Here is a 21873-nt window from a genome sequence, read left to right as displayed (position 1 = left end):
GCGCTATAAATTGATATCAAAGCAGGGATATACCTCATATTGTTGAGAACACCTGTTAGATATATTGGTTGCCCTGGTGGCGGAATAACCAAAAGAAAAAGCGGTAAGGAATCCTAAGCGGACTTACCAGCGTAAAGCGTCTGAAAAGGGCGCTTTAAAATTAAAACGTATTTATCGCACCTCTTAACAATGTGGCACAGATAACTCTATAGAGGCTAAGGATGCATAGACGTATGCTATTAACCGAACGCCTATTAAACAAAGCACGTAGAACTGCCCGTTATAAGGGATACAGGAGAAAACGTGCTTTTTATATACCCGAAAGGAATGATGACATGGAACTAACGGAATTATTGAATAAAATCAAAACGCTTTTTAATGCCAATGACACAAAGCAACTAACTGATCGTCTTATAGATGTTTCAATAAACAACGATTTCAAATACCATAAGTCATTCGTGGATATTGTAGGTGATTTAAAAACAGATTGGCTGCAAATGATATACCAATACTACGAGGCAGACAGAGAAGATAAGAAACAAGACTACACACCGAAAACAATCGGTGTTTTATTATGCCAGTTATTGGGTGAATGCAGCAAAGTATATGATCAATGCGCAGGAAGCGGATCGTTGACAATACAGTATTGGTCGCAACATCCGGATACAGAATTTATCTGTGAAGAATTGGACGAAAATGTCATGCCGTATCTATTGTTTAATTTGTCGGTGCGGAATATCAAAGGATATGTAGTGCGAAAGGATATTTTAGCTGACGAGACATACCACTGTTATAAATTAACAAAAGGTGAAAGGTTTTCGATGGTATCAGAAATAGACCGTCTCGATGTCGATTACAGTAACATAAGCGGATGCATCAGTAATCCGCCATATAACATCAAATGGCAGCATCCAATGTTCGCGGCATTCGACAATAGATTTGCGGAGTATGGAGTACCGCCAGAAAACAACGCGAATTATGCTTTTATGCTAAACGCATTAAACAAGGCAGAACGATGCGCTTTTATACTGCCAAATGGAGTATTAAGTGCAGGAGGACCAGAACAAGGTATCCGAAAAGAGATGGTAAACGGTAATATCATAGATACGGTTATTACCTTGCCAGATAGAATGTTTGTGTCAACATCCATACCTACGTGTATCGTTATCCTGGACAAAAAGAGAAAAGGCAACAAAGTGCATATGGTTGACATGCGCCAACAATGCGCACAGGAAGTAAGAGAACAAAAAGGGCAATACGGCAGTAATTCGCACACAAACAGAGTGTATAAAAAAGAGTTCAATGTCTTTACTCCAAATAACATCAAGCGATGTCTGGATGCCATAAAAGCCGCTGATCCGATTACAGAATTTTATAGTCACCCATCTATAAAAGACATCGAATCATTGGATTACATATTGATGCCAAGCAGATATATAGACATTGCATATAAAACAATCCACCGTGATATCAAAGATATTGTCAATGACATAAATAATAATGTAAGAGACAAGAATGTAACCAAAATTACAATCAATGAATCACTTGCGAAAGGCATCGGCATGTATGATATATACGAATTGCAAGAACGAAGTAATAAGATGATGCGAGAATGGAATGAATCAGTCAAACATCTAGGAATAGCAGTTGACGAAGAACACTTTATACGTGTCAGCAAGAATAAAAACGAAATCAAGATCGAACAGCAAGACAAGGAGATTGCATCAGAGTTGATTATGCAGATTATCAACAGTTGGAAAGCTCATATTATGTATCTTAACAACAAGCAAAATATACTTTTAGCCGAGTTGAGAGACGTACTGCTTGAAAAGCTAATGTCTGGTGAAATAGAGGTGTAGTTTATGATTACAGTATGTAAAGACTGCCCTAAACGCCATCCAGGATGCCACGGAGCGTGCGAATGGTATAAGGCAGAGCGTAAGGCACTGGACGCAGAAAACGCACGCAGGCGGACTGAAAACACAGTAGGATACAGTACAAGCAGTCATTGGAATTATAATAAAGCGAAATGAAAGGAGAGATCATATGGCGGTTATTGATGAAGAAACCAAGCAGCAGGCAAAAGAGCTATGGCTGCAAGGCAAGAAGTACCGAGAAATATCTGAGATAACCGGTATAAAAGAATCCTCTATAAAGTCATTAGCATCCAGAGCATGGAAGAAAGAAAAGTTGCAACCAAACAAGAAAAAAGTTGCAACTTTGGTTGCAGATGCAGATAAAGACAAAGGGCCGCCTGAAACAGAGTTGCTGCCGGAGGAAATAGAAACACTGAACAATGAAGAACTGACCGAGAAACAGCGCCTTTTTTGTTTGTATTACTCAAAGTCATTCAACGCAACATCAGCGTACAAGAAAGCATATGATTGCTCATATCAAACAGCAATGTGTGAAGGAAGCAAGACCCTAGGAAACCCAAAGATAAAAGATGAAATCATGCGGCTCAAAAAAGAGCGCTATGCACGGTCCATGCTCACAAAAGAAGATATCTTCCAGAAGTACATGGATATTGCCTTTGCGGACATAACAGATTTCCTTGAATTTGGTTCTGATCAAATTGATGCAGACAGCGGGGATGTTGTGAGCAAGAACTTCGTACACTTCCGACATCACACAACTGTAGACGGTACTCTCATAGGCGAAGTCAAGCAGGGGAAGGATGGCGCATCTATTAAGCTTCCGGACCGCATGAAGGCGTTGCAATGGCTATCTGACCATATGGGATGGGCTACAGACTTGCAGAAAGCACAGATCGAGCAGTTAAGAGCACAGACGGATAAGTTGAAAGCAGATAGCAATGATATTCCTGATGAGAGCGTACAGAACAAAATGGATGCTATCACTGGTATTGTAGATCAAATGCAACCACTTGGAGATGATGACGTATGACACAACCAATGTTATTACTATCGCCTAAGTTCAAGGATTTCCTTCGCTTAGACACTGAGCGAGAATTTCTGGAAGGTGTTACAGCCTGTGGTAAAACAACCGTCGGCATTTTCAAATTCATGTGTAAGGTTGCAAATAGCGGCATAAGGTTTCATGTTATCGCTGGTGCTGATCTAGGTACAGTGGAAAAAAACGTCATAAATGGAGAGCGGATGCTGCTCGATCAATTCGACGGAGTAGCAGAGTACTATCCATCCGGTAAACGTAAAATCAGATTGCCTCATATTGAGTATCAAACAAACAAAGGCACTAAGATCATTTACATATGTGGATATGACAATAAAAAGCGGTGGCAGAAAGTGCTTGGTGGTCAAGTAGGATGTGTGTATGTTGATGAGGTAAACATTGCTGATATGGAGTTTTTGCGTGAGATATCCCACCGCTGTGTTTACATGATGACGACTTCAAACCCTGATGATCCTTCTCTTCCTGTATATGATGAGTTTCTTAACAGGTCACGACCTCTGAAAAAATACAGAAAAGATTATCCAGAGGAATTATTGTATATGCTGAATCAGCCTGCAGAAAAAGGGTGGGTACACTGGTATTTCAATTTCAACGACAATGCTGCATTGTCACAGGAAGCTATTGAGCGAAAGAAAAAGGCAGTGGCACCTGGCACGAAAATGTATAAGAATAAGATTCTTGGTCTACGTGGTCGTGCTACAGGGCTTGTATTCCCGAATTTCAGTAGAAGTAAAAATGTCATATCAAAAGCCGATGCGAAGAAATATACGTATCGGTATTTTACTGTTGGCGTTGATACATCGTACTCAGCGAATAGTCCGGATACCATTGCTTTATTGTTCATCGGCATTACAACATGCGGTAAGGTCATCATACTAAACGAGGAAGTATACAACAACGCTGATCTGAATACACCGCTTGCGCCAAGTGATGTTGTAAGAAGACTTATAGACTTTCTTGACAGAAACAGGGAGGATTGGGGATTTGCAAAAAATGTATTTGTTGACTGCGCAGACCAAGCTACGCTGACAGAGTTATACAAATATAAGCGGACTCACCCGTGTATTTATACATTTAACGACGCATGGAAAGAAACAACCATCATTGACCGTATCCATATGCAGCAAGGGTGGATATATCATGGTGATTATCTAGTTGTTGATGACTGCGTACATCACATCAGAGAGCTGGAGGTTTACAGTTGGCAGGAAGATAAATACGAGCCAGAAGATAGAAATGACCATACAATCAATGCTGGTCAGTATGGATGGCTGCCATTTGTGCAGTATATCAAGACATCCGATCCATAGGAGGTGGGCAATGAAACTATTTAATAAAGCAAAGAACGTGATAAGAGCATGGCTCGATATCACACCTGCGCAGAAAAACATTTATTATCTGAATGAAACATTTAACTTTGAGTCTAATGCGATAAAAAATCGTATATGGATGCGAGGCGATCCAGAAGAACTTGATGAGTTTTACAAACAACTAGAGCGCGACAATTCATACTTCTGGGCAGCGAGCCCCCGTATAAAGATACGCAAGATTCATTCAGGTCTTCCTTCGTTGATGGTGCAGGTCCTTACTGATATCGTAATACGCGATTTAAATGGCATCGAGGTCGAGGCGCGGCAAATAGATTGGGATAACATCAGCAAAGATAACAATTTCAATGAGGTTTTACGTAAGGCAATTAAAGAAGCGCTGTTCATTGGTGACGGCGCTTTTAAAATCTCATTTGATAAGAAGCTTACACAATATCCAATTATAGAGTTTGTTCCTGGGGATAAGGTGGAAATCGTCTATGAACGTGGCCGTTTTGCGGAATGTGTATTCAAGACTGAATATAAGCACGCACACAAGCGTTATGTTCATTACGAGCACTACGGCAAGGGGTACATCAAAAATGTTTTAACAGAATGGGGCATGGATGATCCTTTGCCATTATCAACTATCCCTCAAACAGCTAACATTATTGATGTTGCCTTCGCTGGCTATAAATTGCCGGATGAAAAAGGTGAAAATGAAGTCTACGGTCGATTTGCAATGGCTGTACCGTTCAAGATTAAGGATAGCACAAAGTGGGAGAATCGCGGAGAAAGTATTTTTGATAAGAAAACATCATCCTTTGACGGGCTGGATGAGATTATCAGCCAGTGGGTAGATGCTGTAAGAGCCGCCAGGACAAAGCAATATATTCCGGAGGCGCTTATTCCTCGTGATCCAGAAACAGGGCAGATGCTGCAATTCAATCAATATGATGATAGATTCCTGATGATAGAAGGCAACATGAAGGAAAAAGGTGAAAATCAAATCAATGTCACGCAACCTGTCATCCCTTCTGAGAATTATCTACAATCTTATATTTCTTTCCTAGACCTCTGTTTGCAGGGAGTTATATCACCATCTACATTAGGTATTGATACAAAAAAGATGGATAATGCGGAAGCACAGAGAGAAAAAGAAAAAACCACGTTGTATACAAGAAATATCATCATTGAAGCGATACAAAAAACACTTCCTGAGGTAATAAACTGCGTTATCAAGGCATTTGATACTTACACAAAAAATTCGAGTGGTAACGATGTCGATGTTACAGTTAATTTCGGGGAATATGCAAGTCCATCGTTTGAAGCGACTGTGGAAACTGTTGCTAAAGCAAGACCAGGCAAAGTCATTATGTCAGTTGAGGCATCGGTTGATGAAATGTATGGTGATAGTAAAGATGAGGAATGGAAAGCAGAAGAAATAAAGCGGCTACGTATTGAAAATGGCGTCATGGAAACTCAAGAGCCTGTTATATCAGAGTTTGATGATTTAGGCGGTACGATACCTACACCAGAAGATTATGAAGGTGAATAATGGCAAAGAAAGTGAAAGATCCATATGCACTGAGGGATATCTTCAAGGAAATGGAGATGGAGCTCGTGGCATCACTGCGCCGTAACTTTATCAATCATAAAGTTGAAGAACAGGCGCACGGATTTAGCTGGGAAATGTGGCAAAAGGCTAAACTGCGTAACTTGCAGGAGTACCGCAAGGAGACAACCAGCGTCATATACAGGTTTAAAAAGCGAATCAGCGCAGCGATTGAGCAGGTCTTACGTAATCACTTTAGCGTAGGAGAGCGTAAAGCTGATATTAAACTGCCGCAGGATGGAGTCAGCACTGCTCTGCCTGGCGAAGAACCTCCACAGGAAAAACAGTTTTTCAGCATGAACAAGAAAAAGCTTGACGCACTGATCAAATCAACAAAAAATGACTTTGAGGATGTGCAACAAGCTGTATATCGCAAGATGGATGACGTGTACCGTCAAACAATCTTTAAGACTGAGTTTCAGCTGTCCAGCGGGGCTATATCACTTGGTAAGGCAATCGATAAGGCTACAGAGGATTTTCTTGCCAAGGGCGTTAACTGTATAGCCTATAAAGATAAAAACGGCGAGATTATAAGATACGTGAATATTGCAGACTATGCGGAAATGGCATTGCGCACAGCGAGCCATAGAGCAACATTACTCGGTGAGGGCAGCAAGCGTGACGAGTTAGGTGTGCATCTGGTCTTTGTATCAGCCCATGCGAACGCCTGTAAGCTTTGTTTGCCTTGGCAGGGACAAATACTCATTGATGATGTTTTTAGCCATCCCAATGATGAATACATTGCAAAATACAAAGAGAAGTATAAGCTGCTGTCCGATGCTATTAAGGCAGGACTTCTGCACCCAAATTGCAGGCACACGCTTGCTACGTACTTTGAGGGCGTGACAAGGCTGCCAAAACCGCAAGACCCAAAAATAGCCCTAGAAAATTACAACTATGAGCAGCGGCAGCGAAAGCTGGAACGAGAAATCAGAAAACGTAAAAGGATACTTGCTGGAACTGTGGAGGACGAAGACCGGAAAGAGGCAAGAGCTGGTCTAAGGCAGGCACAGAAAAATCTTAGAGACTTTCTGGATGCACATCCTGAATTTAAGCGCAGCCAACGCAAGGAGAAAGTGCACGGTACTTCTGTGAAGCTTGGCAATGGGACGGGCGGCGCCGCTGCCAAGTCTAAAGGTAAATACGTCGAGTCAATTACCCCCTCAGAGATTGACAAGTACATCGAAAAGTACGAAAATGAAATAAAGGATTTACCGGTTGAGAATGCTTATGTCATTCAAGAGGATGGCAAGGTCTTAAAATATGTAGGTAAAGAGGCAGCTGTAGCCTTTGAAGATGCAATACTGAAAAACGCAACGTTGCTGCATAATCATCCCGTTATCACCGGAGAGCCAAGCAATAGCTTTCAGGAGGACGATTTTGCATTTCTGCAGAATTTCGGAACAGAGATTAAACGGCTGCGAGCTACTTATGGCAATACGCGCTATGAAGTAGAGGTACTAAAGGACCTCAGTGAGGTATCATATCGGGATATAAAGTTAAGAGCGAGCATGGACGTGGATATATTTGCTGAATTTATTGATTTTGGAGATCTAGCCTTTGAGCTGTTAGATAGGGAGGGATATGTTAGATATGCCAAAACAAAAGTTGAATAAAAAGCAGCAAGAGCTTTGGGACGAATTACAGCGTAAAACTGATGAGTTTTATGACAATGTCCCCGAAGAAGAAAAGCAGAAGTGGCCTAATGGTGATCTATACCTCCCTCTTAGAGTCATGGAGCAAGAGTATTTAAAAAGAATTAGAGAAGCAGCAAACGAGCACTCATAAACTGGGTGCTTTTTTAGTGGAGGAACATCGTGAAAAAGGCAAATAGGAAGCAGCAAAAGATTGTGCAGGAACTTGATTACAAGATTGATGAGTACTATAAAACACATGATGATGAAAGTGATGATTTATTTCGCATGCAAGCACATTATCACAAGAAAATAAAAGAAGCTGGTAAAAGAAATGTGCATGCATAGCTTTTGTGAGACAGTAGAAGACCAGTATCATGATAAAAGATTGATGTGCAGGACGTTGAAAATAAAGCGTTCCTGCATTTTTTGCGGAAGAACGGAAAGAGAGGTAAGGCACGTGAAAGACCCACCCAAGCGCAAACTACCGTATTTTGGTAAGCATTTGAAGTGAAGGACGGTATAGAGTTAAGGAGGTGATTAACATGTCTTGTAAAAAGAAAGGTAAAGGCGGACGTAAATAGTTTGCTTTTTTATGCCCAACCATGACAAGGCTTTAAAAGGTGCATGTCCGAAAGGATAGGGGAGCACACCCGAATAAACAGGAGGAAATTAAAAATGAGAAATTACCTAAGATATCCGTTGAATATTCAGCTTTTTGCAGAAGATGGAAGCGGCGGAGAAGGTGGCGATACCGGGGCGCAAGCAGGAGCGCAAGTGACAGCCACACAACAGATTGATTATGACAAGCTTGCGGAAGTTGTTTCAAAACGTTCAGCTGGAACAGAAGACAAGGTGCTACAAGGATATTTTAAACAGCAGGGATTGACACCAGAACAGGCCAGTGAAGCAATGAATCAATATAAGCAGGCGCAGGCAACGAAGCAGCAGGAAGAGGCGCAGCGTATCCAGACTATGCAGCAGGAAAATGCACAACTGAAAGCACAAATCCTGAACTCACAGATTGATGCGAAAGTTGCAGAATTAGCAGGGACGCTAGGAGTGCAGGCTGAAAAAGTACCATTTTTAAGTAAGCTTGTAGACCGTGCAAACGCAACAAAAGAAGATGGTACGCTGAACGATGACAACATCAAAACGGCCATTGAAACAGTTTTAAAGGCATTCCCTGATTTCAAGTCCACAACACAAGCAGGAGGATTCCAGCAGATTGGTGGAGGGAATCAAGGCACTGCAGGCGGAAATGGTGTCGATGATCAACTTGACAATATTTTCGGAGTTAAGAAAAAATAGGAGGGCTATATAAATGGCAGAATTAAATTATGTAACGCAATTTTGGCCACGTATCATTGAAATGTACGGGCACTTGCTAATGTCTAATGAGTTGTATAATACAAATCAGGACATTCAGATTATCAATACAAAAGATATCCGATTACCAAAAATCACAGTATCCGGTTATAAAGATCACAATCGTAAGACGTTATCATTTAACACAGGTTCTTATGGTAACGACTTTGAAACAAAGACATTGGACCATGATCGCGATATCGAATTCGCGATTGACCCTATGGATGTTGACGAAACGAATCAGATTGTTTCCTTAGCAAACATTCAATCACGTTTTGAGAAGACGCAGGCTATTCCTGAATTAGATTGTTACACCTTCTCTAAGCTCTACACAGAGGCAAAACGTGTTGGTGCAAAAATCAGTAATACAGCGATCACAACCGCAAATATCCTTTCTGATTTTGACGCAAATATCGAGGCAATGGAAGAAGCAGGAGTACCTTTAGAACGTGTTATCATGTACTGTACACCTGCATTTAAAACTAAACTGAAAAACGCAGAAGGCATCCAGCGTACCTTGGAGGTATCTGGTGGCGCGAAGAATATTGATCGTCGTGTACGCTCATTGGATGATATCAGCACTATTAAGACTGCGCCGGCAAGCCGCTTAAAGACTGCTTTTGACTTCACAGAAGGCTTCCAGGTAGCAAGTGCAGGAAAACAAATCAATTACATCATGATTGACCCTGAGGCACAGGTATCCCGCGTCAAATACTCTTATATCAAGGCATTTACACCAGGTCATGACAGCCGCACTGCGGACAAATACCTTTATCAGAACAGACGTTTCAACGGAACATTCGCATTGCTGGATGATCTGCTGAAACAGGGATGTATCATCAATGCAGAAGCGGAGGGATAAGCATGAAAGCATTAAAAGACAATAAAGAGTACACCATTGCCGAAGAGCAGAAGCATGCATACCTTGAAGAAGGATACGATATCTATGGGGAGGATGGAAAACTGCTGGAATACTCTCCAAAGAAGAAAATCGCATACAGTGAATATGCTGCTTTGGAAAAAGAAAATCAACAGTTAAAGAAAAGAATCAAGGAGTATGAAAAGGAACAAAAGAAAGCAGGTGAATAGCATGTATGCAACACCTGAATACTACACCGCTAATTACAGCGGTACCCTCATATCACAAGACGAGCTACCCAAGGCCTTAAAAGATGCGGAGTACAGCATCGACCACCTTTGTTTTGGCCGCATCAAGGGCAAAGGGTTTGATAACCTATCACCCTATCAGCAAGAGCTCATAAGTCGTGCTGTCTGCCTGCAGGCTGATTATATTAAGCAGTTTGGGGCAATGCTCATAAACCCCGTCAAAGGCTATAACGCGGGCAGCACTAAGGTCGAACTGGCCAACGTAACATATGGCGGTATCAACACTACACAGGAAATCGTCAATCTTTTAGAGGATACAGGACTAAGATGCCTGGTGTTGTAATCGTAAGCCCCTTTCCTTTCCCGGATTGGGAGGCCACGACACACGTTGTCGTCTATCAGGAGCAGGACACAGGGGACCAGGGACCTATTGAGACTGTTATCTACGACGGATTGGCAATCTACGACGAAAAGTCAAAGATTGTATACGGCAAAGACAGTAAGCAGATATCCCTCAGCGGTATGCTTATCATACACGGTGATGTACAGGCCTTGGAGGGCAAAACGGCTTTCCAAGGCTTTGTACAAATCGGTGAAGAAAAGAAGCAGATATACGCTGTGCGAAAGCCAAAACTGCTAGGTGTTATCTACAGCACGGAGATTGATCTATTATGAGAGTTAAGAGCGTAAAGGTCAAAATCAATCGGGAGGCGATGGCACAGCTTGACAAAGCAAAAAAGCGAGCCCTCGTGCTCACGGCACATGCGATACTGTCAGATATTGTATCTCGGGGTGTAGCACCAAAAGACATTGGAGAGCTAGAACGTAGCGGTTTTGTGGATGATGGGCATATTGATACAGAGCTAGTATCAAGTATTGTATTTGACACACCATATGCGCGCCGATGGTACTTTAACTTAGATGACGCTACGTTTCAGCGTACTAAAAACCCGAACGCGCAGGATCACTGGATGGATTACTATCTGGATGGCGATGGATTGCAGTGGGTACAAGAAACGTTTGCTAAGTTTTTAAAGCAAGAAAGTGGAGGTCTTATCAAATGATGACTTTAAAAGATGTCAAGGACTGGCTCAGCGAACAAGTTACGGCTGATGTATGGAAGATAGGTGTCTATGATGCATCCAAGGGCAAAATGATCTGTGTGCGTAATCTGACGAGTAACCGTGGCATGTTAGCTGTAGGCGGCCTGCAAAACACCACGACAGCTGTCAAGGGAATATCTATCGTAGTGCACTGGAATAAAAACCCGGATGAAACTGAGCGTGTAGCGCAAAGCATACATGCTCTTTTTTACGGGCAGCAGCCGAAAATTGGTGATTACCGAGTTATTAAATGCGATATGAGAAGCGACGAACCCATAAGTGTGGGGACTGATACAAATGGGATATACGAATATGTAATTGAAACATGGCTCACATACGAGCGAAAGGAGTAATTTATGGCAAAAGTAACGACCGGTGTATATCCGGTATTTGACATTGTTTTTAGTATTGGGACGAAGGGACTTGCAAGCTCAGAAGATGATATGGCATCCATTAAGGATATGGAGTCATTCTCCCTATCCGTTGAAAGTAATGTAGAAAAATGGAGCCCGATGGACCAAGGAGGATGGGGTAGAGCCCTGGCAACTGCTAAAGCAGTTACTGTATCCCTGAAAGGCAAAAGAAGCGTAGGAGATAAGGGGAACGATTATGTTTATACTGTACTGTGGAAGGATGGTCTTGATTGTAGCACTAAGTATTCTATTGAATTCCCGGATGGCTCTAGCATCACTGGTAATTGTGTGCTGGATGTTAAAGCTGCACCAGGCGGCGATAGCACAAATGTTGCCGCGTTGGAGCTTGATATCATATTCGACGGAAAGCCTACCTTTGTACCTGCACCAGCAACACCAGAAGGGGGCGCTTAAGATGGGACGTAGATACGATGTCATAGACCGCCTGAGAAACCGCAACGAAAGACCTGTAGTTGAAATCGACGCAGAGCACAAGTATCCTATCAATACGTCTAAAACTAATGTGCTGCTGATTATGTCCGAGGTCAAGAAAGCGCAGAAAAAGACGGAAGACGACCCTGAATCTGACATTAAAATGATTGATAAGATCATACAGATTGCTCTCGGCAAAGAGGCTCTTGATTATATCAATGAGAGCAATATGACAATGGCTGCAACAAACGATATCATGGCTGTTATTATGGCGGCTATCAGTGATACAGAGGTAGATTTCGAGGATGAGGAAACGCCGGATGAAAAAAAGTAGACCGCTGGTATGATATCTTTGAAGACTGGGAGCTGATAGAGTCATCTTTTGCCATGCAGTACCCTACAAAGGACCTGTATGATGATAAGATGGACTGGATTGAGTTTACCACGCTTTTAGCAGGTATTATGCCAGACACACCTTTGGGCAATATCATATCCATTAGAGCTGAGGATGATGCTGACACGCTGGAGCACTTTAGCGAGGAGCAGCATCGTATTCGGGATGAATGGAGAGATAAGCAAACCCAGAGAATGATTGAAAGTATGAGCAAAGAGGAAGTTATGAAGGAAGTCCGCTCAATGTTTTTGGACATGTGTAGATAGCTTCCTCTTTTATTTTGCAGAAAGGCAGGTGATGATATGGGAACAACAAGTGCAGGGTCTATACAGATGGATCTGGAGATAAAATCAGACCTCGACAAGGACATACAGGCAGAGTCGAGTAAGATAGCCGACAGGATACGTAAGCAGGTAGACGCTATGAGCGGCGATATGTTTAAAAATCTTAGGCAATCTCTTGTGGCAAGTCTGGATAAGATGAATGAATCAATTAAGGCTACGCTCGACCGCACTAAACTTGAAATGCAGGCCTTCGTTGAGCAGATGGCGGGCATGGTCAAACAAATGTCTGGTGCACAGATGCCCTATCAGCAGGCTCAAAGCGATACGGAGCCAAACACAACAGCCTCACAGGGTCCAAGTGTGAGGGGGCCACCGGGAATCAGTATCCGCAAGCCTAAAGTCAAGTTTGACCCGCAATTTGACACAGAAATGTTCCGCCAGAAATATGCTGAGCTTGAAAACATGATGGATATGTACGACAATCAGATACTCGCTAAACAAGCACAGCGGAAAACGCTGCTGGAATCCTATAAGCCTAACATGGGAGCACAAGCAGAGGGAGCCTTGGATAAGCAGGTAATGAGTCTTGATATGCAGATTGCTAAGCTACAAGACGCTGCAGCACGGTCAAACATCACTCTTAGCGCGATGAATAGACAGATGGGGGCGACGTCCGGGGTAGCTAGAGCAGCAGGCAGTGCTATCGCGCAATTTACAAAGCGCTTAGCCTCATCAGCATTGCACAAGTTTAGTAATGGGCTAAAATCAGCAGGACAGCATGCGGCGTCTTTTGCAAGCCGATTACTTGGTATAGGGTCAGCCGGTAAAAAGGCCTCTAACGGTATGGGGCGCGCTCATATGGGCGTAGGTCAGCTGATTAAGTCGTTTACGATTTTCTCGCTGATCTTCCCTTTGGTTTCCCGTGGCATCATGGCTTTAGCACAAAATATCGGGGCTACCCTTATGACAAATACCGCTTTTGCAAACAGTCTAAACCAGATACGCTCTAATCTGGCAACAGCGTTTACACCTATCTTTCAGGCAATCATGCCGGCTCTAAATGCGCTAATGTCTGCATTGGCCACAGTGACCGGATATATAGCAGCTTTTATGTCTGCGCTATTTGGTAAGTCAATGGCGTCTACAAAGCAGGCTACATCCGGTATCTATGCAGCAAAGGATGCGATGGGTGCATATGGCTCATCTGCTGACAAAGCGGCCAAGGCGTCGGAAAAAGCTCGTAGGTCACTCATGGGATTTGATGAGATCAACAAGCTGGATGATGCGGATAATTCTGCCGGCTCTGGCGGCGGAGGTGGCGGCGGGAGCGATATGCCGGTCTACACACCGACTGATGTCGATGACGGACCTATTAAAAAATGGGTCAAGCAACTTAAAGACTTATGGGCTAAGGGTGACTATGCTGGCATCGGTAAGCTCATAGGTCAGCAGGTCAATAAGGCTGTAGCGTCATTTACAAAATGGATATCGTGGGATAACTTAGGCAAATCCATCACAGAGTTTTGCGACGGGTTTTGTGAGCTCTTTAACAGCTTGATAGACACAATCAACTGGGAAAATATCGGGCGAATGTTTGGCGCCGGAATCAACACTATCGTAAATACGTTGTATTTGTTGTTTACTGGCATTAACTGGGAGCGGATAGGTAAAGCATTAGCTCAGGGGCTTAACGGTCTTGTATACAGCGTTGACTGGGATAAGCTAGGGCATACAATGGGCGCGTTTTTACAGGCTCACATCGATGCTCTCTATGGATTTGTAACGACAGCAGACTGGCCTGCTATCGGTAAGGCTCTGGCTGATGGAGTAATGGGTCTTATGTACAGCGTGGATATGCCAAAATTTACAGCAGCTCTCGGCAAAGGTCTAAGTGGAGCAATAAGCTCTGTGCATACCTTTGTTAAAAACATTGACTGGCACAAGCTGGGAGATACGATTGCCAAGAGTATAAACGCCTTTTTTAATAACATAAATTGGGCTGACTTTGGCATGACTCTGAGCGATGCAGCACAGGGTATCCTCGATACATTGCTTACAGCGATAAGGGGTGTAGACTGGGGGCAAATCGGTACCGACATTGCAACCTTTATCAAAAACATTGATTGGTGGGGCGTTGCAGGCTCCTTGCTCCAAACAATAATCGCAGCTGTGCACGGCATAGGGTCTGGTATCCTGAGCCTAGCTGCAGACCTTGGCAAGTGGCTATGGGACGGTTTTTGCAACGGTGTGAGGGATTTCTTTTCTGATCCAATAGATTTCCTTTATCGAGTTATTGCCGAACCTATCATAAACGGCATAAAAGAGCTGTTTGGTATTCATTCGCCGAGTACAGTATTTTCTGATATCGGGGGTTTCTTGATAGAAGGGCTTATCAACGGGATTAAAGCAGGAGTTGGCGCTCTTGTTGGACTGATTCCATCCATATTCGGAGGAATTGCTTCCGCGATTGGTGATGTATGGGATGGCATAAAATCAGCTGCCGGAACAGCATGGGAAGGAATAAAAACTCATGTCGGAAATACTTGGAATCAGATCAAGGAGGGGGCTGGCATTGCATTTGACAACGTAAAGCAAGTTATTGGCGATACATGGGACGGCATTAAAACAGGCGCGGGTAAAGCGTGGGATAAAATATCAAAGTCTTTAGGCGATACTTGGAAGGATTTAAAAAAAGGCGCAAGCGATATCTTCGGCAAAATCGGAGATAAAATCAGCGAAGTGTGGAATGGATCTGATAAGGATACCGAAAGTGCTTGGGGGAGCATAAAGGGCGTTGTGGCAGGCTCCATAGACACCATAAGAAACGATGTGAGTGTCAACTCGGAAAAAGCGGGAAAGGCCATAGAGCAGAACTTTAACAATGCGCGCGACTCCCTTATCGGCGCAAATCGTGGAATGGGTAATGACACTAAAAATGCATGGGGACCTCTGGTCACCTTTATGTCTGATAAGTGCGGCTCTATTAAAAATGATATTTCACGCACATTTAAGGATTCTAAAAACACTGTTGATTCAAGCAGTAAAGGGATGAAGTCATCTGTAACAAGCAATCTAAGCGATACTACAAAATGGATTGCTAATAAAATGTACAACGACATGTACGATAAGGCCAAAAACATGATGGATAAATTCAAAAAAGGTTCTGGCTCAGTGAATATAAAATCTGCCGTGCAGTCCTGTGTAGGAACAGCAACATCGTGGCTGAGTGGTCTTGGCGGCAGCTCTTACTCTTGGGGTAACCACATGATTTCAGGTTTTGCAAACGGAATATCAGAGAATATGTGGAAAGTGGCCGGTCAAGTGAAAAATGCTGCAGATATCGTTGCATCATGGCTACACTTTACACGACCAGATACTGGACCTCTGCGAGAGTATGAGCAATGGATGCCACATATGATGGAGGGGCTCGGTAAGACTCTGGCAGCAAGCACACCAAGGTTTATAGGACAGGTCAAGAGCTTATCTCAATCCATGTCAGGAGCTATGCAGGCAGCACTACAGGAGCCGACGATCGCGTTTGCAGGCGAGCGTAGCTTGAATGTGCAGCATGAATGGAAGGAGTCTCAAAGTGATACAGATAAAACAACCATGAAGGACCTCATTGAAGAAGTGAGAGGTTTGAAGCAGAAATTTGATGAGGTTAAGGAAGAAATCAGGAATAAAGATACTGATGTTTATATTGACGATCAAAAAGTAACGAAAAAAGTCGTTGATAATGTAAACAAGGATACTCGCAAAAATGGTAAGTGTCCTATAGATATGTAGGAGGTGCGGGTATGGCAATACTCACGGCAAACGGTGTGGCGCTACCTGCGCCTACCGTAATAAAAATTGACAACGAGATCATATGGTCGAGTAACACCGGACGTACGTCAAGCGGCGCTATGGCTGGTGACGTCGTGGCCGAGAAAAAAACGGTAACGATTGAGTGGGGAGTACTCCAAGAATCAGAAATGGCTAAAATCAGAAAAAATCTGATTGCAGGATTCTTCCCTTTTGTTTTTAACGGCGGCGGAGGTGCAAATCTCTCTATCACATCATATCGGGGTACGATCAACGAGGAGCACATAGGGTTCTTAGGTGATGGCATCTATTGGTACAAAAAAGCGACTGTAAAAATAATACAGCAATAAGGAGGATATTATGGCAGTAACTACAAAATCAAATAAAAATATCGAGATTACAAAAGACATTATGGTGGACAATGTACAGGTCGAGCAGGTAAGAGCTACAATCAATACCGGCAATCCGGAAAATGCAAACTTGACGCATTATATTAGTAATCAGACTATCTATAAGGCTAATCGCACAGAGATAAGAGCGGCAGAAGCTGCAGCAGAGGATGAGATTTATACGGAGCAGGATGCAATCATTGAGGAACTGGCAGGAGGTAACAAAAATGCAGCTTAAAAACAAACAGATTGTAGACGCACAGTCAGCGCTTGGTAAGATGCTCAACACTGCTTTACCTGTAAAGCAGTCATACCATATCAAAAAGACGCTGGAATCCGTGAAAAAGCAGGCTGTATTTTTAGAGGAGCAGCGCACGGATTTAATCAAAAAATATGGTGTCGAGAAAAACGGCAATTACTCTATACCAGATGATGACTTAACAGCTCGCAAGAAGTATTTTGATGAATATAAGGAGCTCTTGGAATTAGAGGAAGAAATTGACGTGCGCCAGCTTACCCTCGACGAATTGGATCGCGTGGAGCTGACAGCGAATGAGCTTGAATCAGTGGAATTTATGCTTAAAATCGAAGATTAGCACAAGGAGGTGGTACAATGATAACCACATCCGATAAGTATAAAACAGCGATATCCAAATCTGGCCGCCACTTCCGGCTGAAAATCGACATTGCAGGTACTGCGTATACTGGCATAAAGAGCTTTAAGCTTAAAGGCGGCACAAACTCATCCGAACAAATCACGTTTGGGGATGCTGTGTCATCTTATATTGAGTTTATCCTCACAGACGTGCCTAAAAACACTATCCTTAAAGGACGTCAAGCAATACCATACATCGGCTTGGAGCTGGATGACGGTACAGTCGAGTGGATAAAAAAAGGTGTCTATAACCTTGAAAAGCCGGTACGCTCTGGGGAGTTTATAAAGCTTACCGCATATGATAACTTTGCCCTTTGCTATAAAGGGTTTTTTACTGGCTTGTCCGGTAATCAAAAGATAGACGCTATCCTGCAGGAGCAATGCAAAAAAATAGGTATTGAGTATGCAGGCGGAGCTGATGATGTTACCTACAAAGTCGATAGCCTGCAGGGGCTTACTATCATTGAGGCTGTAAGTGTACTCGCTGCGTACTGTGGCAAAAATGCTGTCATGGATAAAGACGGTAAGCTCAGGCTGGTATGGTATACCGACGCAGGTCTTACTATATCCCCGAGCCGATTTGCTGATCCGCTGGAAATGGATGAGGAAGACACCTTTATTAACCGGTTGGATTGTACAATCGACGAGGAGCACTCTGTGTCTGCGGGAACCGGCGTTGGTATCTATTTTAGTTGCCCCGGGATGACTCAGGAGCGCATCACTGTCTTATACAACCGGATTAAGGGCTTTACGTACAGAGCTGCTAAGCTTAACTGGCGCATGGCTCAACCTGACGTTGAGGCAGGTGACCTCGTGCGTGTAATGGATAATGCAGGTAATGCTTATGTTATCCCTCTCATGGACTATGAGTTTAGCTGTGACGGTGGATTTTACGGGACCGTAGAGTCAAAAGGCAAGACCGAGCAGGAGCAGGATACAGGCTATAAAGGCCCTCTACAAACAAAAGTGGATAGGACTTACTCAGACCTCGTAAGCACAAAGCAAGTCATCACCGATAAGATTACGGCCTTTGAGGGCGAGTTTGAGACCATCAACACAAACTACCTGGAGGTCAATAAAAAGCTCATTGCTCTGGACGCAGAAATTGAAAACCTGGACGTCACAGAGCTTACTGCAAAGGTAGCAATCATAGAGACATCCTACGTATCTAAAGAGTACGTGCAGGACCTATATGCCACCAAAGCCGAGGTGCACGTACTGGATGTTGATTTGGAGCGTGTCAACACCCTGCTCGCAGGCAGTGTAACGGCAGGCAGCACACAGACTATAGTCTTAAATGCTGACAACACAACGATATCCAACGCGTTGATAAAGTCGGCCATGATTGACAGCGTAGCAGCTGATAAAGTAACTGCCGGTACGATTGATGCTAGCAGTATACACTTTAAATCACAGTCCGGACGGTTAGATATATACGGCGAAACCCTCCAGATAAAAGATATCACAAGGCCAAGAGTACAAATTGGCAAAGATGCATCCGGAGACTACAACATGTATGTCTGGGATGCCGCCGGGAAGCTGATGTTTGATGCAGCCGGCATAACTGCATCTGGTATTCAACGACCAATTATCGTGGATAGCATGGTGGCCGATAATGCCAACATATCGGGAGATAAAATCAACATCACATCATTGGTAAAAGAGATTAACGACGGTACAGAGGTGATAAAGTCTAGCCATATTTTGGTGGATGGTGCAAATCAATCTTTGTCCGTCGTGTATAATACCATCAAAGGAGACATAAGCACGCTGAGCACGGCATTGTCTGTTGAGCAGGGTAAAATCTCGTCACTAATTACCGATGTGTCACAAGCTAAAGGTGATGTGTCAACCTTGCAGACCAATTACAGCAGCCTCATACAGACTGTAAACGGCATTAACAGTACGGTGTCTAGTCACTCTACTAGCATAGATAATCTCAATAACATGGAGATAGGTGGACGGAATCTCATCACTAATACAAGACCGGATAAGGCTGCGGTTAACTATGTAACTAGCAAATGGTCTGTACAAATTGTTGATGAGGCTACAGCAATCAGCGGTAAGGCGATGCAGGCGACTTGTACAGCGGCAGGAACTGGCGGCATTTATCATGGCGGTTCACGCAAATTAGAAACTGGAAAAAAATATACATGGATGGTGTTCGTTAAAGCATCAAAGGCCGTACGACTTGGCCTTGGTAGTGAACAGAACGGCATACTCTATTGTGATATCACAACTGAGTGGAATAAGTTTACACACACGTTTACAGCTAATAGTAACACACATTATCAATTTATATTTTATACAGCTAATGCCGCAGACCCTTGGGCGGTTGGTGATATAGTCTGGTACCACAGCCTTATCTTAGTTGAGGGTGATAAGGCTCCAACATGGGTGCCAGCTCCGGAGGATATAGACGCATCCATAAAAACAGTATCCGATAAAACAACAACGTTGGAGCAGACAGTCAATGGATTCAGTGGCAGAATATCATCGGTTGAGACTACAGCAAACAGCGCCAGCAGCAAAGTAACTGAGATAACCGCCACGGTAAACGGACTGAGTACGACAGTAGCAAACAAGACCGACAAGGGGGCAATTATATCTACTATCAACCAGTCTGCGGAGGCGATAAAGATACAGGCAAGCAAGTTGGAGCTTACGGGATATGTTACGATGACAAATTTGTCTACAAGCGGACAAACGAGTATAGATGGCGGAAATATCAAAACCAGAACTATTACAGCTGCAAAAATCGCATCAGGCACTATTACAGCCACTCAGATTGCAGCTAACACTATCACAGGTGCAAAGATAGCCTCTAAGACTATAACAGCAGATAAAATCAGCGTAACATCACTGAGCGCTCTAACCGCAAATCTGGGCACGGTAACGGCTGGTAGCCTTACGTCTAATACGACGATTAGCGTCTCAACTAACTTGACTGTCGGCAATAACATTTACTTGAACCAGAACGTAAATACCACAAAGTATATCTATTTCAATTCATCAAACTACATTCGTAACCTATATACCAATAGCTATAACTATATCACAGTAAACTCAAATTATCGTTGTGCTTTGATGTCAGGGAGCACAAGTGTTTATGCGTACGGTAATACGGGTGAAGCAGGTATTTCAGCGGCTGCAAGTATTATTTTTTCCAGCTATGGCAACGGGCGCCTAGAGCATTATGGTAAATACTATGACGCAAACTGGAGCTCTGGGTTTTTCAGGCCACTGCAAGCTGGAACAGCATTAGGTGGCAGTGGGGCATCATATAGATGGTACCGATTATATGCCGCCAATACGTGCAGTACATCGTCTGATATACGGCTTAAAACGAATGTGAAAAAATATGATGTACGATATGAAAGCATGTATATGGATTTAAAACCTGTAACGTATGAGCTTATCAGTACACCTGGTAAGACTCAGTGTGGACTAATTGCACAATGGGTAAAAGAGGCAATGGATAAAAATGGAATCAGTGAAAATGAATTTGCTTTATATGAGCATGATATACGTGAAGATTCCTATTCCATTTCCTACGAACAGTTGACATCCCTGAACATGCACATGGTACAAAAGACCATAAAGCGAGTAGACGCCATTGACGATGAGCTGCTGAGCATAAAGGCCAGCCGACAGCAGGATGCACAAGAGCTACAGCAGGAGCTGCAAAAACGAGACTTCGAGATATCGCAATTACAATATAGAATACAGCAATTAGAGAGCCGCTCATAGGCTCTCTTTAAATATGCCTTAACAGGCGAAAGGAGAAGGAACATGGATATGCTTTACACTGTTTTACTGGCAGACCTCAGCATGGTGCTGGTCTGCTACGCTATTTTACTACTGGCTTTTGCATCTAACGTGGTGCTGAGCCTTTACCACAACATTAACATCACAGGAGAGCACTTTGACGCTAAACGGCTGTGGCAGGGAGTTAAAAAAGCCTTGGTGCTGGTCATTGGTACTATGCTGATGGTTACCGCCGTAGATGCAGCCACAACGCTGCTTACACAGTATGTGCCGGATATCAATGAGCAGGTGCATGACCTCATTACTGTGGCTATGATTGCTGCCACAATCGGCGTAGCAGCATGGCGCTATATCAAGGATGCATACAGTACGTTTATCAATATTTTAAACGGTAAGCCCTCTGAGGTCGCAGCTGCGGTGGATACAAAGGAGTAAGACATGTCGGATGTAATTATTGTGGCTCTGATTGGAGGCATATGCACAGCCATACCTTCATTGATAGCAACGGTAGTGATCAACAACAAATCGACAGCTGTCATGCAGTATAAAATAGACGACCTTACAAAAAAAGTGGAAAAACACAACAATGTTGTAGAGCGTATGGCGGTTGCAGAAAACAGTATCAAATCAGCTCATCATAGAATCGATGACCTTATGGATAAATAG

The 21873-nt window shown here is 43.3% G+C and carries 24 protein-coding genes; all 24 read left to right on the top strand.

Annotated features, from left to right (window positions below):
• Positions 1 to 233: 233 nt before the first annotated feature.
• The 24 genes from ACG3M1_RS19930 (at position 234) to ACG3M1_RS19815 (ending at position 21873) form a co-directional block, all read left to right on the top strand.
• Positions 234 to 1859, top strand: a complete 1626-nt coding sequence (locus ACG3M1_RS19930) for an N-6 DNA methylase (protein ID WP_074747379.1) — start codon at positions 234 to 236, stop codon at positions 1857 to 1859.
• 187 nt (positions 1860 to 2046) lie between these two features.
• Entirely contained in the window at positions 2047 to 2907 is an 861-nt protein-coding gene (locus tag ACG3M1_RS19925) for a terminase small subunit (protein WP_008728244.1), read from the top strand.
• Positions 2904 to 4244 (top strand): terminase, encoded by a 1341-nt coding sequence (locus ACG3M1_RS19920; protein WP_008728246.1) that lies wholly within the window; start codon positions 2904 to 2906, stop codon positions 4242 to 4244. The genes ACG3M1_RS19925 and ACG3M1_RS19920 overlap by 4 nt, the downstream gene beginning before the upstream one ends.
• Positions 4245 to 4254: 10 nt before the next feature.
• Positions 4255 to 5799 (top strand): phage capsid protein, encoded by a 1545-nt coding sequence (locus ACG3M1_RS19915; RefSeq protein WP_008728248.1) that lies wholly within the window; start codon positions 4255 to 4257, stop codon positions 5797 to 5799.
• Positions 5799 to 7472, top strand: coding sequence for a phage minor capsid protein (locus ACG3M1_RS19910; protein ID WP_008728250.1), 1674 nt, complete (start codon positions 5799 to 5801; stop codon positions 7470 to 7472). The genes ACG3M1_RS19915 and ACG3M1_RS19910 overlap by 1 nt, the downstream gene beginning before the upstream one ends.
• Positions 7450 to 7644, top strand: a complete 195-nt coding sequence (locus ACG3M1_RS19905; RefSeq protein ID WP_008728252.1) for a hypothetical protein — start codon at positions 7450 to 7452, stop codon at positions 7642 to 7644. Before ACG3M1_RS19910 ends, ACG3M1_RS19905 begins: the two co-directional genes overlap by 23 nt.
• 29 nt (positions 7645 to 7673) lie before the next feature.
• Positions 7674 to 7838 carry a hypothetical protein gene (locus ACG3M1_RS19900; protein ID WP_164468389.1) on the top strand — a complete coding sequence of 55 codons (165 nt, stop codon included), beginning with the start codon at positions 7674 to 7676 and terminating at the stop codon, positions 7836 to 7838.
• A 330-nt stretch (positions 7839 to 8168) separates the two neighbouring features.
• Complete coding sequence (locus ACG3M1_RS19895; protein WP_008728253.1) at positions 8169 to 8801, top strand: hypothetical protein; 633 nt, start codon at positions 8169 to 8171, stop codon at positions 8799 to 8801.
• A 13-nt stretch (positions 8802 to 8814) separates the two neighbouring features.
• On the top strand, positions 8815 to 9720 hold the full coding sequence (locus tag ACG3M1_RS19890; protein ID WP_161128901.1) for a capsid protein: 906 nt from the start codon (positions 8815 to 8817) through the stop codon (positions 9718 to 9720).
• 2 nt (positions 9721 to 9722) lie between these two features.
• The gene (locus tag ACG3M1_RS19885) at positions 9723 to 9947 is read left to right on the top strand and encodes a hypothetical protein (RefSeq protein ID WP_008728256.1); all 225 of its coding nucleotides are present in this window, start codon (positions 9723 to 9725) and stop codon (positions 9945 to 9947) included.
• Position 9948: 1 nt separating this feature from the next.
• Positions 9949 to 10308 (top strand): hypothetical protein, encoded by a 360-nt coding sequence (locus tag ACG3M1_RS19880; protein WP_008728257.1) that lies wholly within the window; start codon positions 9949 to 9951, stop codon positions 10306 to 10308.
• On the top strand, positions 10293 to 10640 hold the full coding sequence (locus ACG3M1_RS19875) for a hypothetical protein (protein WP_395814511.1): 348 nt from the start codon (positions 10293 to 10295) through the stop codon (positions 10638 to 10640). The genes ACG3M1_RS19880 and ACG3M1_RS19875 overlap by 16 nt, the downstream gene beginning before the upstream one ends.
• Positions 10637 to 11029: a hypothetical protein gene (locus ACG3M1_RS19870; protein WP_395814508.1), complete on the top strand. Its 393-nt coding sequence runs from the start codon at positions 10637 to 10639 to the stop codon at positions 11027 to 11029. The genes ACG3M1_RS19875 and ACG3M1_RS19870 overlap by 4 nt, the downstream gene beginning before the upstream one ends.
• Positions 11026 to 11421 (top strand): phage tail terminator protein, encoded by a 396-nt coding sequence (locus tag ACG3M1_RS19865; RefSeq protein ID WP_161128897.1) that lies wholly within the window; start codon positions 11026 to 11028, stop codon positions 11419 to 11421. Before ACG3M1_RS19870 ends, ACG3M1_RS19865 begins: the two co-directional genes overlap by 4 nt.
• Positions 11422 to 11424: 3 nt before the next feature.
• A complete protein-coding gene (locus tag ACG3M1_RS19860) occupies positions 11425 to 11895 on the top strand; it encodes a phage tail tube protein (protein ID WP_008818031.1) in 471 nt (156 codons plus the stop codon).
• Between the two features lies 1 nt (position 11896).
• Positions 11897 to 12247, top strand: coding sequence for a hypothetical protein (locus ACG3M1_RS19855; RefSeq protein ID WP_395814505.1), 351 nt, complete (start codon positions 11897 to 11899; stop codon positions 12245 to 12247).
• A 53-nt stretch (positions 12248 to 12300) separates the two neighbouring features.
• The gene (locus ACG3M1_RS19850; RefSeq protein ID WP_240140331.1) at positions 12301 to 12573 is read left to right on the top strand and encodes a Gp15 family bacteriophage protein; all 273 of its coding nucleotides are present in this window, start codon (positions 12301 to 12303) and stop codon (positions 12571 to 12573) included.
• A gap of 36 nt (positions 12574 to 12609) precedes the next feature.
• Complete coding sequence (locus ACG3M1_RS19845; RefSeq protein WP_242410823.1) at positions 12610 to 16377, top strand: phage tail protein; 3768 nt, start codon at positions 12610 to 12612, stop codon at positions 16375 to 16377.
• An 11-nt stretch (positions 16378 to 16388) separates the two neighbouring features.
• On the top strand, positions 16389 to 16745 hold the full coding sequence (locus tag ACG3M1_RS19840) for a hypothetical protein (protein ID WP_008728266.1): 357 nt from the start codon (positions 16389 to 16391) through the stop codon (positions 16743 to 16745).
• Between the two features lie 10 nt (positions 16746 to 16755).
• Positions 16756 to 17022, top strand: coding sequence for a hypothetical protein (locus tag ACG3M1_RS19835; RefSeq protein WP_008728267.1), 267 nt, complete (start codon positions 16756 to 16758; stop codon positions 17020 to 17022).
• On the top strand, positions 17012 to 17380 hold the full coding sequence (locus ACG3M1_RS19830; protein WP_008728269.1) for a hypothetical protein: 369 nt from the start codon (positions 17012 to 17014) through the stop codon (positions 17378 to 17380). Before ACG3M1_RS19835 ends, ACG3M1_RS19830 begins: the two co-directional genes overlap by 11 nt.
• Positions 17381 to 17397: 17 nt before the next feature.
• Positions 17398 to 21189 (top strand): tail fiber domain-containing protein, encoded by a 3792-nt coding sequence (locus tag ACG3M1_RS19825; RefSeq protein ID WP_395814502.1) that lies wholly within the window; start codon positions 17398 to 17400, stop codon positions 21187 to 21189.
• 42 nt (positions 21190 to 21231) lie between these two features.
• Positions 21232 to 21642 carry a hypothetical protein gene (locus ACG3M1_RS19820; protein ID WP_008728273.1) on the top strand — a complete coding sequence of 137 codons (411 nt, stop codon included), beginning with the start codon at positions 21232 to 21234 and terminating at the stop codon, positions 21640 to 21642.
• A gap of 3 nt (positions 21643 to 21645) precedes the next feature.
• A complete protein-coding gene (locus ACG3M1_RS19815) occupies positions 21646 to 21873 on the top strand; it encodes a hypothetical protein (RefSeq protein ID WP_257322958.1) in 228 nt (75 codons plus the stop codon).

Source organism: Clostridium sp. 10cd* (assembly GCF_044336395.1).
GTDB classification, from domain to species: domain Bacteria; phylum Bacillota_I; class Bacilli_A; order Erysipelotrichales; family Erysipelotrichaceae; genus Clostridium_AQ; species Clostridium_AQ innocuum.
The sequence above is the reverse complement of the archived record's forward strand: the minus strand, read 5'-3'. Positions and strand labels throughout refer to the sequence as shown.

What these genes read in the sequence shown, in the direction of transcription:
- ACG3M1_RS19930 (WP_074747379.1), top strand. Translation starts at nt 234, where the DNA reads ATGCTATTAACCGAACGCCTATTAAACAAAGCACGTAGAACTGCCCGT.
- ACG3M1_RS19925 (WP_008728244.1), top strand. Translation starts at nt 2,047, where the DNA reads ATGGCGGTTATTGATGAAGAAACCAAGCAGCAGGCAAAAGAGCTATGG.
- ACG3M1_RS19920 (WP_008728246.1), top strand. Translation starts at nt 2,904, where the DNA reads ATGACACAACCAATGTTATTACTATCGCCTAAGTTCAAGGATTTCCTT.
- ACG3M1_RS19915 (WP_008728248.1), top strand. Translation starts at nt 4,255, where the DNA reads ATGAAACTATTTAATAAAGCAAAGAACGTGATAAGAGCATGGCTCGAT.
- ACG3M1_RS19910 (WP_008728250.1), top strand. Translation starts at nt 5,799, where the DNA reads ATGGCAAAGAAAGTGAAAGATCCATATGCACTGAGGGATATCTTCAAG.
- ACG3M1_RS19905 (WP_008728252.1), top strand. Translation starts at nt 7,450, where the DNA reads ATGCCAAAACAAAAGTTGAATAAAAAGCAGCAAGAGCTTTGGGACGAA.
- ACG3M1_RS19895 (WP_008728253.1), top strand. Translation starts at nt 8,169, where the DNA reads ATGAGAAATTACCTAAGATATCCGTTGAATATTCAGCTTTTTGCAGAA.
- ACG3M1_RS19890 (WP_161128901.1), top strand. Translation starts at nt 8,815, where the DNA reads ATGGCAGAATTAAATTATGTAACGCAATTTTGGCCACGTATCATTGAA.
- ACG3M1_RS19885 (WP_008728256.1), top strand. Translation starts at nt 9,723, where the DNA reads ATGAAAGCATTAAAAGACAATAAAGAGTACACCATTGCCGAAGAGCAG.
- ACG3M1_RS19880 (WP_008728257.1), top strand. Translation starts at nt 9,949, where the DNA reads ATGTATGCAACACCTGAATACTACACCGCTAATTACAGCGGTACCCTC.
- ACG3M1_RS19875 (WP_395814511.1), top strand. Translation starts at nt 10,293, where the DNA reads ATGCCTGGTGTTGTAATCGTAAGCCCCTTTCCTTTCCCGGATTGGGAG.
- ACG3M1_RS19870 (WP_395814508.1), top strand. Translation starts at nt 10,637, where the DNA reads ATGAGAGTTAAGAGCGTAAAGGTCAAAATCAATCGGGAGGCGATGGCA.
- ACG3M1_RS19865 (WP_161128897.1), top strand. Translation starts at nt 11,026, where the DNA reads ATGATGACTTTAAAAGATGTCAAGGACTGGCTCAGCGAACAAGTTACG.
- ACG3M1_RS19860 (WP_008818031.1), top strand. Translation starts at nt 11,425, where the DNA reads ATGGCAAAAGTAACGACCGGTGTATATCCGGTATTTGACATTGTTTTT.
- ACG3M1_RS19855 (WP_395814505.1), top strand. Translation starts at nt 11,897, where the DNA reads ATGGGACGTAGATACGATGTCATAGACCGCCTGAGAAACCGCAACGAA.
- ACG3M1_RS19850 (WP_240140331.1), top strand. Translation starts at nt 12,301, where the DNA reads ATGCAGTACCCTACAAAGGACCTGTATGATGATAAGATGGACTGGATT.
- ACG3M1_RS19845 (WP_242410823.1), top strand. Translation starts at nt 12,610, where the DNA reads ATGGGAACAACAAGTGCAGGGTCTATACAGATGGATCTGGAGATAAAA.
- ACG3M1_RS19840 (WP_008728266.1), top strand. Translation starts at nt 16,389, where the DNA reads ATGGCAATACTCACGGCAAACGGTGTGGCGCTACCTGCGCCTACCGTA.
- ACG3M1_RS19835 (WP_008728267.1), top strand. Translation starts at nt 16,756, where the DNA reads ATGGCAGTAACTACAAAATCAAATAAAAATATCGAGATTACAAAAGAC.
- ACG3M1_RS19830 (WP_008728269.1), top strand. Translation starts at nt 17,012, where the DNA reads ATGCAGCTTAAAAACAAACAGATTGTAGACGCACAGTCAGCGCTTGGT.
- ACG3M1_RS19825 (WP_395814502.1), top strand. Translation starts at nt 17,398, where the DNA reads ATGATAACCACATCCGATAAGTATAAAACAGCGATATCCAAATCTGGC.
- ACG3M1_RS19820 (WP_008728273.1), top strand. Translation starts at nt 21,232, where the DNA reads ATGGATATGCTTTACACTGTTTTACTGGCAGACCTCAGCATGGTGCTG.
- ACG3M1_RS19815 (WP_257322958.1), top strand. Translation starts at nt 21,646, where the DNA reads ATGTCGGATGTAATTATTGTGGCTCTGATTGGAGGCATATGCACAGCC.